Consider the following 13,309-nt stretch of genomic DNA (forward strand, 5'->3'; position numbering starts at 1 on the left):
GTGCCTGCCGCGCCATCCTAGGTCCACCCGGCGGCCCATCCGGGGAGCCGGGTCCGGGGGCGCGTCAGCCACGTCGCAGGCGCCGGGTCAGCGGGGCGAGGAGCTCGTTGACCTCCTCCACCCGCAGGCGGAGGGAGACCGCCAGTGCCACGGCGACGACGACGACGCCCACGAGGGCGGTGATGGCGAGGGCACCGACCCAGGTGCCGCCGTCGACCACGACCAGCAGGCCGCGCAGCACGCCCCAGCCCACGAGGGTCCCGAGCGCGGTCGCGATGCCCATGCGCGCGAACTGCCGGACCACGCGGGCCAGCCCCAACGACCCGAGCCGGCCACGTAGCAGCCACAGGCCGATGATCGCGGCGGCGAGGTTGGAGACGGTCTGCCCGAGCCCGACCCAGGTGGCGGCGTGGACGGGGGCGCCGATGCTGCCGACGAAGGTGAAGGTCAGGGCGACCCCGGTGAGGACGAGCTGCAGGACGAAGGGGGTGCGACCGTCCTCGTAGGCGTAGAACGCGCGCTGCACGAGGAAGAACCAGCCGTAGGGCACGAGCCCGATCATCATGGCGACGAGGACACCGACGGAGGCGTCCGTCTGGTCGCGCGGGGTGCCCGGGAGGACGGCCGCGAGCAGCCACGGGGAGACGAGGAGGATCGCCGCGGTCCCCGGCAGCAGGATCGCGCCGGGCAGCGTCAGACCGCGGCGCAGGTCGGCGGCCACCGCTCGCGTGTCGCCGTCGTGCGCGGCGTGCGAGATTCGGGTGAAGAGGGCGGTGACGAGGGAGACGGTGATGATGCCGTGCGGCAGCATGAAGAGCAGGAAGGCGTTGGCGTAGGCGGTCAGGCCGGCGCCCTCGACGCCCTGGGCATCGGCGGCGTGCAGGGCGCCGGTGAGCACCCGGGAGTTGACGAGGTATGCGCCCTGCCCGACGACGACGGCGGCGAAGGCCCACATCGCCATCCGCGAGGCCCCGCGGAGGCCACTGCCGCGCAGCCCCCAGACCGGGCGGAAGCGCAGGCCGGTGCTGCGCAGGGCCGGGACGAGCGCGAAGGCCTGCAGGGCGATCGAGACGGTCGCCGAACCGCCGAGCACGGCGATCATCGTGGGGGTCCACTCGTCGACGGAGCCCTGGCGGGTCTGGTCGGTGACGACGAACCACAGCAGGCCACCGATGGCGACGAGGTTGGCCAGCGCCGGTGACCACATGAAGGCACCGAACTTGTGGTGGGCCGTGAGGACCTGGCCGAGCAGCGTGTAGAGCCCGTAGAAGAAGACCTGTGGCAGGCACAGCACGGCGAAGGCGGTCGCCAGGGTGCGTGCCTCGGGCGGCCAGCTGCTCGAGACGACGAGCGAGACGAGCAGCGGCGCCGCGAGCATGAGCAGCAGGGTGATGACGGCCAAGGCCGTCACCGACAGCGTGAGCAGCCGGTTGATGTAGGTCGTCCCGCCGTCGGCGTCGCGCATCGCCCGGGTGATCTGGGGGACGATGACGGCATTGAGCACGCCACCAGCGATGAGCAGGTGGAAGATGTTGGGCAGCGTGTTGGCGGCATTCCACGCGTCGGCGGCGATGATCGTCAGGCCGACGACATAGGCCGTGAGGCTGTTGCGGGCGAAGCCGAGCACCCGGGAGAAGAGGGTGCCCGAGGCCATGATCGCGCTGGACCGGCCGATGTCAGGGCCGGAGCGGTGCTCGGCGTCGTCGCCGAGGTCCTCCTGCGGGGTCGCGGCCTCGCTCATGCGTCATGTCCCCTCGGGGTCCGTGGTCTCGGGCGCGGCCGCCCGTGCGCGACGGCCGCCCCGCACGGTACGCCACGTGCCTGCCGCGAGCAGGAGCGCGGCCGCGCCGCCGATGACCCAGTAGATCGAGTCCCCCGTGGGCCGGACCTTGACCTGGAGGGACGCCGGTGCGGCGATCTCGCGCCCTCCGGGCGTGGTCACCGCGACGTCGACCGGGACCTGCCCGGCCGCCAGGGCGGAGGCCTGCACGGTGACGGTCTGCCGCCCGCCGGGCCCGATGGTCACGGGTTCGGGCTGCTCGTCGATGCGCAACGAGTGGTTGCCGGGGGTGAGGCGCACGGCGAGGTTGGACAGCTGGACGTCGGTGTTGTTGACGACGGTGATCTGCAGTCGACCCGTGTCGGCGAAGAAGTTGACGTCGCCCGACGAGACGACGAGGTCGTCCCGGGCGAGGGTCACCTCCTGCTCGATCTCGTCGTGCATCCGGATGAAGCCGTAGCCATTGCCCCGCCACCGCGTCGACGTCAGCTGCTGGAGCGAGGTCTGCATCTGCGACCGCCAGCCGGTGCCGTCGGAGCGTACCGAGGCGAAGGTGGCCATCGACCGGGCGTCGCGCAGCAGTCGCTGGGCGCGGCTCTCGGCGAGCATCGGGCCGGGAGTCGCCGCGGGCCGGGTCGCGTCGGCGATCTGGCCGCGCGTGCGCGGCGTCTGCGAGGCCTCGGCGTCCCGGGCGTGGTCGAGCGTCGACCGCAGGTCGCCGCCACCGAGCCACGGGATGTCGTCGGCGCTGTCGCGCAGCTCCTGCCAGGCAGTCGCCGAGGGGGTGCTGCCCCGGTCGGGGACGATGACGACGGTGCGGGGGGTGCCGGGGCGCTCGCGGAGCACGGCCGCGGTCTCGGCGACGAGCTGCTGGCGGGCCAGGGTCACGTCGGCGTCGGAGGCCAGGCCCTCGACGACCTGGGACAGCGGCCCGTCGCGCACGACGACCGGGCTCCCGGCGGAGGTGCGCTCGCCACCCGTCGGGGTGAAGCCCGACGGCTCCAGGCTCGTGCTCGGGACGAGCAGCGTCGGGTCGACGCCGCCGGGCCGCAGCTCGTGCAGGGCCTCGGCGCGCTCGCCGGTGGCCAGCCCGTCGGCCGGCCAGAGCACGTCGCTGCGTGCCCCGAGGGCCTGCGCGACCCGCGCGCCGTCGGCGAGCCGGGCCGAGACGAGGCGCCCCGCGGGCTCGGACTCGGCGCCTGCGGCGACGTCGGCGTCGGCGTCGGCGAGCACGAGGGTCCGCGAGCCGACGATCCGCTCGCGCAGGGTGGCGGCGAACTCCCTTCGCACGTCCCGCTCGGCGTCCTGGACGTCACCACCGGTCCTGGGCACGTCGAGCAGGGAGGGGTCGACGAGCCAGAACTCGTCGTCGGCGGGCTCCTCGGCGGTGAGCGCAGCCAGCCGCGAGTCCTCGCCGAGGGTCTCCTGCCAGGCCCGGGTCCGGTCGTCGCGCCCGGTGCTCCACAGGCGGCGGTCGGCGGGCAGGAGGAGCGGGACGCCCCAGAGCACGTCGAGCGGTTCGTACTCCTTGGTCCGGTGCACCCCGATGAAGGTGTGGACGGCGCGCGCATCGGTCTGGATGCTCACCCAGGCGGCGCCGGCGGAGGTGCCCGGCAGCAGGTCGGTGCCGTCGACCTGCAGGGTGAAGGTCGCCGAGCCACCGGCCGGCACGTCGTCGAGGGTCGTCTCGGCGAGCGCCGTCCCGGAGACGGGGGTGTCCCCCTTCGCCCACTCCGCGATGTCGGACCGGCCGGAGCCGGCCTCCCGGGGGACCACGGCGACCCGCGGCCCGTCGAGGGTCTCGCTGCCGGTGTTGCTCACCCGGCCACGGACGGTGGCGGTGCCGTCGCCGTCGACGACCGGGGTGATCGAGGTGATCGTGATCCGGGCATCGCCCGGAGCGGCGGGGGCGACGGCGGGTGCGGCAGCGACGGGGAGTGCGACGAGCAGGGCGAGCAGCAGGCCCGCGATGCCCGCGCTCAGGCGTCGCCGGCGAGCCGCTGCCACGCCTCCCTCGCGATGCGTCGTTCGTTGGGGAAGGTCAGGTGCCGGTGCGCCTCGCGCAGGGGAAGCCAGGCGACGTCGACGGCCTCGTGGTCGGGATCGTTGTCGATCGTCAGGTACCCACCGATGGCCTCGAGCAGGTAGTGGTGGACGAACTTGTGGATGCGTCGGTCGGGGGTGGCGAACCAGTAGTCGATGGTCCCGAGCTCGACGAGGACCCGCGCCTCGATGCCGGTCTCCTCGGCGACCTCGCGGGCAGCGGTCTCGACGAGCGTCTCCTCGCCCTCGATGTGCCCCTTGGGCAGGCACCACTCGAGACGACCGGCCCGGTTGCGTCGGGCGATGACGGCGATCCGCGCCTCGCCCTCGTGGACGTCGACGACCACCCCGCCCGCGCTGCGCTCCTCGACCGCGGGCAGACGGCGCTGCGGTCCGGAGGTGGGAGCGGGGTGACTCATGTGGTCACTGTAGCCATGCGACCTCGGGTGCCTCCTCGGGTGGCGAACCCTGCCCTTCCCGCACTGCGGGGTCGCGCCGTCGTCACTACTGTCTGGTAGGTCCGTCAATGAGGACGGACCGCGTCGACGACGACGCCCAGCCGCAGGGCGTCCGGCTGGGGTGCACCCCCCGGGCGGGGGAGAACCCCGTGGTCCTCGTCCACGGCACCTATGTCAACCAGTACGTGCGCGATCGACTTCATCGACATCACCAAGCGCGCGCTCAAGGCCGACGGCTCGGGCACCCTGCGCTGCCTGCCCAACGCCCCGGTGCTGTGATGTCGGGTCGGGGGACGGCGCCCACGTAACCTTGGGCCCCATGTCCCCCGACCTGCCCCCGGAGATCCTGCGTGCCGCCGTGGCCCACCTGGCCCCGACGGTGCCGCTGCTCACCGACCTGGGTGAGCGCTTTGCGAAGGGGGGGCACGACCTGGCCCTCGTCGGCGGCCCGGTCCGTGACACCTTCCTCGGACGCACCAGCGGTGACCTCGACTTCACGACCTCCGCCTCCCCGGAGCAGACCGAGGCGATCCTCGCCGACTGGGGCGACGCGCACTGGGACATGGGGCGCGAGTTCGGCACCATCGGCGCCCGCAAGGGGTCGGACACGGTCGAGGTGACGACCTACCGTGCCGACGCCTACGACGGGGTGACCCGCAAGCCGGTCGTCGCCTTCGGCGACAACCTCGAGGACGATCTCGTGCGCCGCGACTTCACCGTCAACGCCATGGCGCTACGCCTGCCCGACCTCGAGCTCGTCGACCCGCACGGGGGCATGCTCGACCTCGCCGCCGGTCGGCTGCGCACGCCGTCGACCCCCGAGGTCTCCTTCAGCGACGACCCGCTGCGGATGATGCGGGCGGCGCGCTTCGTCGCCCAGCTCGGGGTCGTCCCGGCTCCCGAGGTGCTCGAGGCGATGACCGCGGCGGCCGGCACCCTCGAGATCGTCTCGGCCGAGCGGGTGCGTGACGAGCTCGTCAAGCTCCTCCTCGCGGACGACCCGGTGGCCGGTCTGCGGGTCCTCGTCGACACCGGGCTCGCCGAGCAGGTGCTGCCGGAGCTGCCCGCCCTTCGCCTGGAGATCGACGAGCACCACCGGCACAAGGACGTCTACGAGCACTCGCTCACCGTGCTGCAGCAGGCGATCGACCTCGAGGGGCCCCCGCTGTCGGGCCCCGACGCCGACCCCGACCACCCGGTGCCGGCACCGGACCTCGTGCTGCGCCTGGCGGCGCTGCTGCACGACATCGGCAAGCCGCGCACCCGGCGCTTCGAGGCGGGGGGCGGCGTCTCCTTCCACCACCACGACGTCGTGGGTGCCAAGCTCACGGCCAAGCGGATGAAGGCGCTGCGCTTCGACAAGGACACGACCAAGGCCGTGGCCCGTCTCGTCGAGCTGCACCTGCGCTTCCACGGCTACGGCGAGGGCCAGTGGACCGACTCCGCGGTCCGGCGCTACGTCACCGACGCCGGCCCGCTGCTCGAGCGGCTGCACCGCCTGACCCGCGCCGACTGCACGACGCGCAACCAGCGCAAGGCCACCCGCCTGCGCCGCGCCTACGACGACCTCGAGGAGCGGATCGCCGTCCTGCGCGAGCAGGAGGAGCTGGACAAGGTGCGCCCCGAGCTCGACGGCAACCAGATCGCCGCGGTCTTGGGGATCGAGCCGGGCCCGGTCCTCGGCGAGGCCTACCGCTACCTGCTCCAGGTGCGGCTCGACGAGGGGCCGATCGGCGCCGAGGCCGCCCAGGAGCGGCTGCGGCAGTGGTGGGCGCAGCGCTCCTGACGCCTGCCGGGCGAAGGGGGGAGTGCTCCCCATGTCCTCCCCGACCGGACCTGCCTAGGTTGGGGTGCTGACCGCACTCGAGGCCCGCGGGGCCATCAGGGGAGAGACACATGAGCGTCCAGCACGGCATGGACTCGGGCCGCGTCCGCCAGATCGCGGGTCAGCTGCGGGGCGAGGTCCAGGCCCTCACGGACGTCCTCGGCGAGGGCAATGCGAGTGCCGAGCGCCTGCGCGAGCACTGGCTCGGTGACGACGGGCAGGAGCTCGTCGTGCGCTGGACCTCCGACGCCGCCAAGCAGATCGGCGCCGCGAGCGAGACCCTCCGTGCGCTCGCCACCGGGCTGGAGCGCCAGGCCGAGGACCAGGACCGGGCCTCGGGGGCCGGCGGGAGCGGTGGACCGGGGGCGGGCGGGTCGCGCGGCGCCGGCACGGTCGGGAACGGTGCCGGCCAGGACGGCCCGCGGCGCACCTACGACCGCCCGAGCGGCTACGACATCTTCGAGCGTGACCCGGGGTCGATGGGCGTTCGGACCAACCGCGACGAACACGGCAACCTCCACCACTACGACCCGCTCACCGGCCGGACCTGGCAGGAGGGGGCGGACGGCACCTGGCGCGACAGCCAGGGCATCTTCGGCGACACGCACACCGACATCCGCACGACCGAGCACGACGGCGGGTGGGAGACCACCCGCGAGAGCACGCGGAGCACCGCCGGACGAGGTGAGTGGGGCGAGTCCTGGTCGCACGAGCGCTCCTTCGACCACGAGGGCCTCGCGACCACCCAGGCCGTCCTCGACGAGGTCCAGAGCGAGCCGATCGTCGAGCAGGACCTGTGGGACGCCGGGGTGAGCGACCGGGTCGCCGGTGGGCACGTCGGCGACGACCAGACCGGCGCCAGCGGCGAGGTCCTGTCCTACAACGCCGAGAGCCAGGGCTCGATGGGCGTCGACGCGACCCGCGGTGCCTATGTCGAGGCCAACGCCGAGGCCGGTGCCTACCTGGCCCGTGGCGAGGCCCACTGGGGCAACGACCATGGGACGACGGCCAACGCCGAGGGCTACATCGGCGCGGAGGCCGAGGCCGGCGCCAGCGGGCAGATCGGCCCGGCCGGCGCCCAGGTGGAGGCCGGCTTCGAGGCCTTCGCCGGCGGCAGCATCGAGGGCGGCGTGAGCCAGGACCTCGGTCCCGCCGATGTCGGGGTCTCCGGGTCGCTGTCCTACGGCATCGGCGTCGAGGCCGACGTCGGCGCCGAGGTCTCCATGGAGGAGATCAGCATCTCCGCCGACATCGGCGCGACCCTCGGCGTCGGTGGGTCGCTGTCCTTCGACGTGTCGATCTCCCCCAACGAGATCGTCGACGGCCTGGCCGACGCCGGTCAGGCGCTCGCGGACTCACCGATCAACCCCGGCAACTGGTGGTGACCCCCCTTCGACCGAGATGGCAGGCTGGGCCGCAGCCCCGCCGCCCTCATGACCACAGGAGAGCAGCATGACCCGCATCAGCTACCCGAGCGAGGTCGTCCCCGGCCCGCCGCCGGTGAGCCTCGACATGCCCGAGGGATGGACCCAGGTCTGGGCCCCCGACACGCTCATCGCCATCCGTGACGACGCGCAGGGCGCCGACCACTTCCTGGCCAACGTCGTCGTCCGCTTCTACCAGCGGCTCGCCCCCTTCGGGCCCGACGAGATCCACGCCGAGCTGACCCAGTACGCACAGCAGCGTCGCGACGGTCGGGTCGGGGCCCTCAAGCAGCTGTCCGTCGGTGGCCGCGAGTGGCTCGGTGCCGACCTGGCCTTCGTCGACGACCAGGCCGGGACCGTCGGCCAGGTCCACTGGTTCACCGCGCAGCAGCACAACGACGTCTTCGACGTCGTCCAGGTGACCGGGTCGTACGCCGGCTCGCGACGAGAGCAGGACTACGCGACCATTGACGCCATCGTGGACTCCGTCCGCGTCAACCCGTGAGGTAGGACTCTTACCCATGCCAGAGCTGAAGTACCCCAGCGAGGTCTTCCCGGGACCCCCCGGGGTCACCGTCGACGTACCCGAGACCTGGGCGCCCGTGCGCGTCGGAGGGACCCTGCTGTCCTGTCGGCGCATCGACAGCGACCAGGGCTTCGCACCCAATGTCGTCGTCCGCGGCTTCCAGCGCACCGCCGACTTCACCATGCGGCACGCCCTGCAGGAGCTGCGGGGCTTCGTCAGCGACCAGCAGGACGGCCACGTCGACGAGCCCTTCGAACTGACCCTCGGTGAGGTCCCCTTCCTCGGCGTCAACGTCTCGTGGACCGACCCCGAGATCGGGACGATCGTGCAGATCCACCTCTTCGCCGGGTCGCGCCGGGGTCGGATCGTCGACCTCGTGCAGGCCACGGGGTCGGTGGGGGGCGGCGACGCGCAGAGCGCCTATGCTGAGGTGCAGCAGATCCTGCAGACCATCCGGGTCACGAAGTGACTGCGGTGGCGCACCCTGACGAACGCCCCGGCCTGATGCTCCGTGTGGGAGCCGCGACCGACACCGGGCGGGTCCGTGACCACAACGAGGACTCGGCGCTGGCCGAGGGCGGGATCTTCGTCGTCGCCGACGGCATGGGCGGACACGCGGCCGGCGAGGTCGCGAGCGGCATCGCCGTCGAGACGATGCGGGAGCTCGTCACGCGTGGCGAGCTGACCTCCGACGACGTCACCCGCCAGCTGCTCGTGGCCAACGAGCGCATCCTCGAGGGGGTCGCGTCGCACCCCGAGCAGCGCGGCATGGGCACGACCGCCACCGGGATCGTGCTCGTCACCGCCGGCGGGTCCGACCACTGGGCCGTCTTCAACGTCGGCGACTCACGGGTCTACCGGTGGATCGACGGGACCCTCAGCCAGGTGACCGTCGACCACTCCGAGGTGCAGGAGCTCGTCGACGCCGGCGTCATCACCGCCGAGGAGGCCCGGGTGCACCCGGCCCGCAACGTCGTCACCCGCTCCCTGGGCACCGACTACGCCTACCACTCCGACGTCTGGGTCCTGCCGCCCTACGCCGGTGAGCGCTTCGTCATCTGCAGCGACGGCCTGACCAACGAGATCACCGACGAGCGGTTGCGTGAGATCCTGCAGCAGTGCCCCGACCCCCAGGTCGCGGCCGAGGAGCTCGTCCGCGCCGCGGTCGAGGCCGGGGGCAGGGACAATGTGACCGTCGTCGTCGTCAACCTCGACGGCGACGTCGGGGACGACCTGTCGGAGACGAGCCCGCGGCAGCCGGGTGACGACACCACCCCGCGAGAGATCGTCAGCGAGGAGAAGTGACCATGCAGAGCAGGATCGAGGGTCGAGACGGCTGGGTCGAGGTCACCCGCGACGGGGTGGCCGTCCTGGCGAAGGGGGACGACGCCCTCGCCGAGCGCATCGGCGCCGCGCTCGACGCGGCCGACGGTGACGAGCTCGCCGACGTCGTCACCGATGAGCTGAGCTCCGGCGGGGTCCGACGGACCCCGGACTTCGCCGTCGTCGACCACGCCTCCGGTCGGGTCCTCGTGCGCGGCACCGCCTCGGTGCAGGTCGTCGCCGCCGACGGCTCGACCCGCGAGTTCCTCGCTCCTGCCCGCGGCCCGTGGGCCGACGAGGACGCCGTCCTCGACGGCGAGGTCGTGCTCGTCACGGGCGAGCCCGAGCCCGCGGCCGAGTCCGGAGCCGCCGAGCCGGAGGTTGCCGAGGCCTCGGGGGCCACGGAAGACACCCCCGCCGATCCGATGAGCCCTCAGGTGGCCCACCCCGAGGCCACCGACGCCGAGCCGACGCCGTCTGAGCCGGCGGAGGCCGGGGCACTCGCGCCCGAGGAGGAGCCGGCCCCGGAGCCGGCCGCCGAGGAGCCCGTCGCCGCGGAGCCGCCGGCTGCCCAGCCGACCGGCTGGGCGGTGCCCTCGGTCTTCGGCGGCGCCCCTGGCGCCTCGGGGGCGGCGACCGGTCGGCCGCAGCTGTCGGTCGTCCCCGACCCCGCGCCCGGGCCGGACTCCAGTGGCCAGCCTGCCCGGGACCCGGCACCCACCGCCCCCACCGACCAGCAGCCGGTCGAGGCCGGCGAGGTCGTTGAGACACCCGCACCGCAGGCGCAGGAGATCAGCGAGCCGGAGGCTGCGCCGTCCGAACCCGCCCCGGTGGCCGCGACCACCGCGCCCAGTGACACCCCGGCCGGTGACACCCCGGCCGGTGAGGCCCCGGGAGCACCGGCCCCTGCCGCCGCGCGTGGCGACGACGAGGAGGAGCTGCCGAGCTTCGACTTCCTCTTCGGCAACACCCACAGCCACCGCAGCTCGCTGCTCGCCGGTCTCGAGGAGGAGGAGGAGGAGGCGCAGGAGTCCATCGACTCCGGTCCCGTGGCGGCCGCCGGTGGCTTCCAGGCGCAGGACAACCCTGCCAACGCGACCCTCGCCCCGCCGACGGAGGAGGACGAGGCCCCGGCTCCCGCGCGCCCGCAGGGGCCGACCGTGGGGGCCCTCCCGGGCGGGTTGCCGCCCATGCCCGGCAGCGCGCCCGCGCAGCAGGACGACCACGGCGATGCCGGCTGGTCGCCCGAGCAGGCGATGGCGGACGGGCCGGCGGTGCCCCCGCAGGAGCCGGCTGCTGCGGCCCCCGAGGCCCCGACAGCTGCCGAGGACCCTGCGGTCGACAACCGTCCCGAGGTCGTCGGCGCCTCGACCGGCCGGGGGGACACCCCGGCCCCGCAGCCCTTCGCCGGGTCCGGCCCCTCGCGGGTCCAGGCGGCCCGCGACGACGCCTCCGGCCACGAGCCCGGCGTCGTGCGTCCGCAGTTCGCCGACGGTCACCTCGTCGGCTCGCGCGTGCCGACGAGCACTCCGGCGGCCGCCCCGACGACGGAGGCGGCACCCCCTTCGTCCGCAGCCGAGCCTGCCGCCGACGACGGTGGCGTCATCTCCGCCGTCCCGTGGGGTGGCGGGGCCGCAGCCCCCGGCATGCCCGGCGGACTGCCGCCGCTGCCGACCCCCGACCACGGAGCTGCCGAGCCGGTCCCGGCAGGGGCGGCGCCCGAGGAGGTCGGCGTCGACACCGGTGAGATCCCGAGCGGTCCGATGGTCCTCGCGGTCCGGTGCTCGCTCGGCCACCACAACGCCCCGCACGCGACCCGCTGCCGCGTGTGCGGCCAGGACCTGCCGTCCCAGACGCCCGAGCAGACGCCTCGCCCCGCGCTCGGCCTGCTGCGCCTGTCCACCGGAGACGTCGTGACTCTCGACCGCGGGGTGCTCATCGGCCGCGCGCCCCGCGCGTCGGCCGAGGCGAGCGGCGCCCGCGCCCCGCACCTGGTGCGGATCTCCAGCCCGGACAACGAGATCTCTCGCAACCACGTCGAGATCGTCCTCGACGGCTGGCACGTGCTCGTCCGCGACCTCGGCTCGACCAACGGCACGACCGTCGCCCTGCCGGGGTCCTCGCCGGTGCGCGTGCGCCCGGGTGACCAGCAGACGATCGAGCCGGGCACGACGGTCACCCTCGCCGACCAGGTCTCGATGGTCTTCGAGGTCACGGGATGATGCCTGAGTGAGCAGCGCACTTCCTCCGGAGCTGCCCGGGCTGGACTACGTCCAGCCCCTCGGGTCGGGCGGCTATGCCGACGTCTTCCTCTACGAGCAGCAGATGCCGCGGATGAAGGTCGCGGTCAAGGTGCTCAAGACCGAGGGCCTGACCCAGGCGATCCAGCAGCAGTTCATCGACGAGGCCAACACCATGGCCCAGCTCGCCGACCACCCCTACATCGTCCAGGTCTTCCGCTCGGACACCAGCGACGACGGCCGGCCGTACCTCATCATGAAGTACTACCCGCCGCCCAACCTCGCCCAGCGGGCGCGGGCGGCGCGCTTCTCCGTCGAGGAGGTGCTGCGCACCGGGATCCAGCTCTCGAGCGCTGTCGAGACGGCCCACCGGGCTGGCGTCATCCACCGCGACATCAAGCCGGCCAACGTGCTCGTCAGTCAGTACGGCTCGCCGGGCCTGACCGACTTCGGCATCGCCGGTCGCGGTGGTGCGCTCGAGGAGCTCGACGACGACATCGGCGTCTCCATCCCGTGGGCCCCGCCGGAGGTGCTCTTCGGGCAGAGCAACGGCGACGCGCGGGCCGACGTCTACTCGCTCTCGGCCACCCTGTGGCAGCTGCTCGTCGGGCGCTCGCCCTTCGAGGTGCCGGGCGGGGACAACTCCGCCTATGCGCTCATGCCACGCATCCGCTCCAACCCGCCGCCGACGACGGGCCGGGCCGACGTGCCGCAGTCGCTCGAGCGACTGCTGGCGCAGGCGATGAGCAAGAACCCCCTCGCCCGGCCGGCGAGCGCCATCGAGTTCGCCCGCAGCCTTCAGGCGATCGAGCAGGACGAGCGTTTTTCGCGCACGGCGATCGTCGTCCTCGACGAGCTCGGCCACTCCGGGGACTCCGGCGCGAGCCACGCCGACTCACCCGACCGCACCCAGCTGCGCGCGAACTCCGGCTCGGGGTCGGGCGGCGGTCCGCGACCCGTGCCGGGCGCGCCCCCGCCCCCGCTGGGCCAGCCGGTCATCGGCGGCCAGCTGAGCGGCGGACGCACGATCGGCGGGACCGGCCCGGTGCCCATCGCCGAGGGCGTCGCGGCCCGGGCGACGGGCGGCCCGCCGCCTCCCACGGTCTCCGGCCCGCGGCCGTCGCAGCGCAGTGCCCCGCGACCCGGCCACGCCGGCCCGCCGCAGGCTTCGGGACCGCGCCCGCCGCAGGCCTCCGGGCCCCGGCCGACGCAGTCCCCGGGCCCGCAGCCGCCACCATCCACCCGTCGGCGGTGGGTGCCGGTGGCGGCCGTGGCGGCCGCCGTCGTCGTGCTCGCCGGCGTCATCGGCACCACGATCGCCGTGACCGGCGACGGTGGTGGGGAGCAGACCACCGGTGGCACCTCGGGCAGCACCGGTGACGGGTCCTTCGGGGCGACGGTCCCCACCGCCGACCTGAAGCAGGAGGGGTCCAGCGCCGTCTTCGTCATGTCGGTCGACGGCTACGAGGACGGCGACAAGTACTTCGTCCGGATGGCGCCCGAACGTGGCGACCTCGACCGGGCGACCGCCTACGGGGTGCAGCAGATCGCGGACGGAACGGGGACCTTCTCCCAGGAGTTCGGCACGGCCGACCAGCTGTGCGGTCAGGCACAGGCGCGGCGCGGCGAGGAGCCTGACGAGGTGCGGACCCCGTGGAGCGACGTCAAGTGCGTGGACAAGGAATGAGTG

General features: G+C 73.7%; 10 protein-coding genes. 7 read left to right on the forward strand and 3 right to left on the reverse strand.

The features are described 5' to 3' along the window. Positions 1-64: 64 nt before the first annotated feature. From murJ to B9B60_RS08925, 3 genes are read right to left on the reverse strand one after another with little or no spacing between them, the layout of a single operon-like run. Positions 65-1,741: a murein biosynthesis integral membrane protein MurJ gene (gene murJ, locus B9B60_RS08915; RefSeq protein WP_084451017.1), complete on the reverse strand. Its 1,677-nt coding sequence runs from the start codon at positions 1,739-1,741 to the stop codon at positions 65-67. Between the two features lie 3 nt (positions 1,742-1,744). Continuing rightward, a complete protein-coding gene (locus B9B60_RS17170) occupies positions 1,745-3,787 on the reverse strand; it encodes a DUF6049 family protein (RefSeq protein WP_084451019.1) in 2,043 nt (680 codons plus the stop codon). Continuing rightward, positions 3,760-4,242, reverse strand: coding sequence for an NUDIX hydrolase (locus tag B9B60_RS08925; protein ID WP_072626027.1), 483 nt, complete (start codon positions 4,240-4,242; stop codon positions 3,760-3,762). The genes B9B60_RS17170 and B9B60_RS08925 overlap by 28 nt, the downstream gene beginning before the upstream one ends. Positions 4,243-4,600: 358 nt before the next feature. Here B9B60_RS08925 and B9B60_RS08930 point away from each other — a divergent pair, with 358 nt between their 5' ends. The 7 genes from B9B60_RS08930 to B9B60_RS17530 all read left to right on the forward strand — a co-directional run bounded on the left by B9B60_RS08930 (position 4,601) and on the right by B9B60_RS17530 (position 13,306). Beyond that, on the forward strand, positions 4,601-6,067 hold the full coding sequence (locus tag B9B60_RS08930; RefSeq protein WP_084451021.1) for a CCA tRNA nucleotidyltransferase: 1,467 nt from the start codon (positions 4,601-4,603) through the stop codon (positions 6,065-6,067). Positions 6,068-6,177: 110 nt separating this feature from the next. Further along, positions 6,178-7,491, forward strand: coding sequence for a hypothetical protein (locus B9B60_RS08935; RefSeq protein ID WP_084451023.1), 1,314 nt, complete (start codon positions 6,178-6,180; stop codon positions 7,489-7,491). 67 nt (positions 7,492-7,558) lie between these two features. Continuing rightward, positions 7,559-8,035: a hypothetical protein gene (locus B9B60_RS08940; protein ID WP_084451025.1), complete on the forward strand. Its 477-nt coding sequence runs from the start codon at positions 7,559-7,561 to the stop codon at positions 8,033-8,035. A gap of 16 nt (positions 8,036-8,051) precedes the next feature. Next, the gene (locus B9B60_RS08945) at positions 8,052-8,525 is read left to right on the forward strand and encodes a hypothetical protein (RefSeq protein WP_072626022.1); all 474 of its coding nucleotides are present in this window, start codon (positions 8,052-8,054) and stop codon (positions 8,523-8,525) included. 5 nt (positions 8,526-8,530) lie between these two features. Then, positions 8,531-9,361, forward strand: a complete 831-nt coding sequence (locus tag B9B60_RS08950; RefSeq protein ID WP_234993814.1) for a PP2C family protein-serine/threonine phosphatase — start codon at positions 8,531-8,533, stop codon at positions 9,359-9,361. A 2-nt stretch (positions 9,362-9,363) separates the two neighbouring features. Continuing rightward, positions 9,364-11,601 (forward strand): FHA domain-containing protein, encoded by a 2,238-nt coding sequence (locus tag B9B60_RS08955; protein ID WP_084451028.1) that lies wholly within the window; start codon positions 9,364-9,366, stop codon positions 11,599-11,601. A gap of 7 nt (positions 11,602-11,608) precedes the next feature. Beyond that, a complete protein-coding gene (locus B9B60_RS17530; RefSeq protein ID WP_234993815.1) occupies positions 11,609-13,306 on the forward strand; it encodes a serine/threonine-protein kinase in 1,698 nt (565 codons plus the stop codon). Positions 13,307-13,309: the final 3 nt, after the last annotated feature.

It is taken from the genome of Janibacter indicus (assembly GCF_900176385.1).
Lineage (GTDB): Bacteria > Actinomycetota > Actinomycetes > Actinomycetales > Dermatophilaceae > Janibacter > Janibacter indicus.

What these genes read in the sequence shown, in the direction of transcription:
- B9B60_RS08925 (WP_072626027.1), bottom strand. Translation starts at nt 4,242, where the DNA reads ATGAGTCACCCCGCTCCCACCTCCGGACCGCAGCGCCGTCTGCCCGCG.
- B9B60_RS08940 (WP_084451025.1), top strand. Translation starts at nt 7,559, where the DNA reads ATGACCCGCATCAGCTACCCGAGCGAGGTCGTCCCCGGCCCGCCGCCG.
- murJ (WP_084451017.1), bottom strand. Translation starts at nt 1,741, where the DNA reads ATGAGCGAGGCCGCGACCCCGCAGGAGGACCTCGGCGACGACGCCGAG.
- B9B60_RS08955 (WP_084451028.1), top strand. Translation starts at nt 9,364, where the DNA reads ATGCAGAGCAGGATCGAGGGTCGAGACGGCTGGGTCGAGGTCACCCGC.
- B9B60_RS08945 (WP_072626022.1), top strand. Translation starts at nt 8,052, where the DNA reads ATGCCAGAGCTGAAGTACCCCAGCGAGGTCTTCCCGGGACCCCCCGGG.
- B9B60_RS08935 (WP_084451023.1), top strand. Translation starts at nt 6,178, where the DNA reads ATGAGCGTCCAGCACGGCATGGACTCGGGCCGCGTCCGCCAGATCGCG.
- B9B60_RS08930 (WP_084451021.1), top strand. Translation starts at nt 4,601, where the DNA reads ATGTCCCCCGACCTGCCCCCGGAGATCCTGCGTGCCGCCGTGGCCCAC.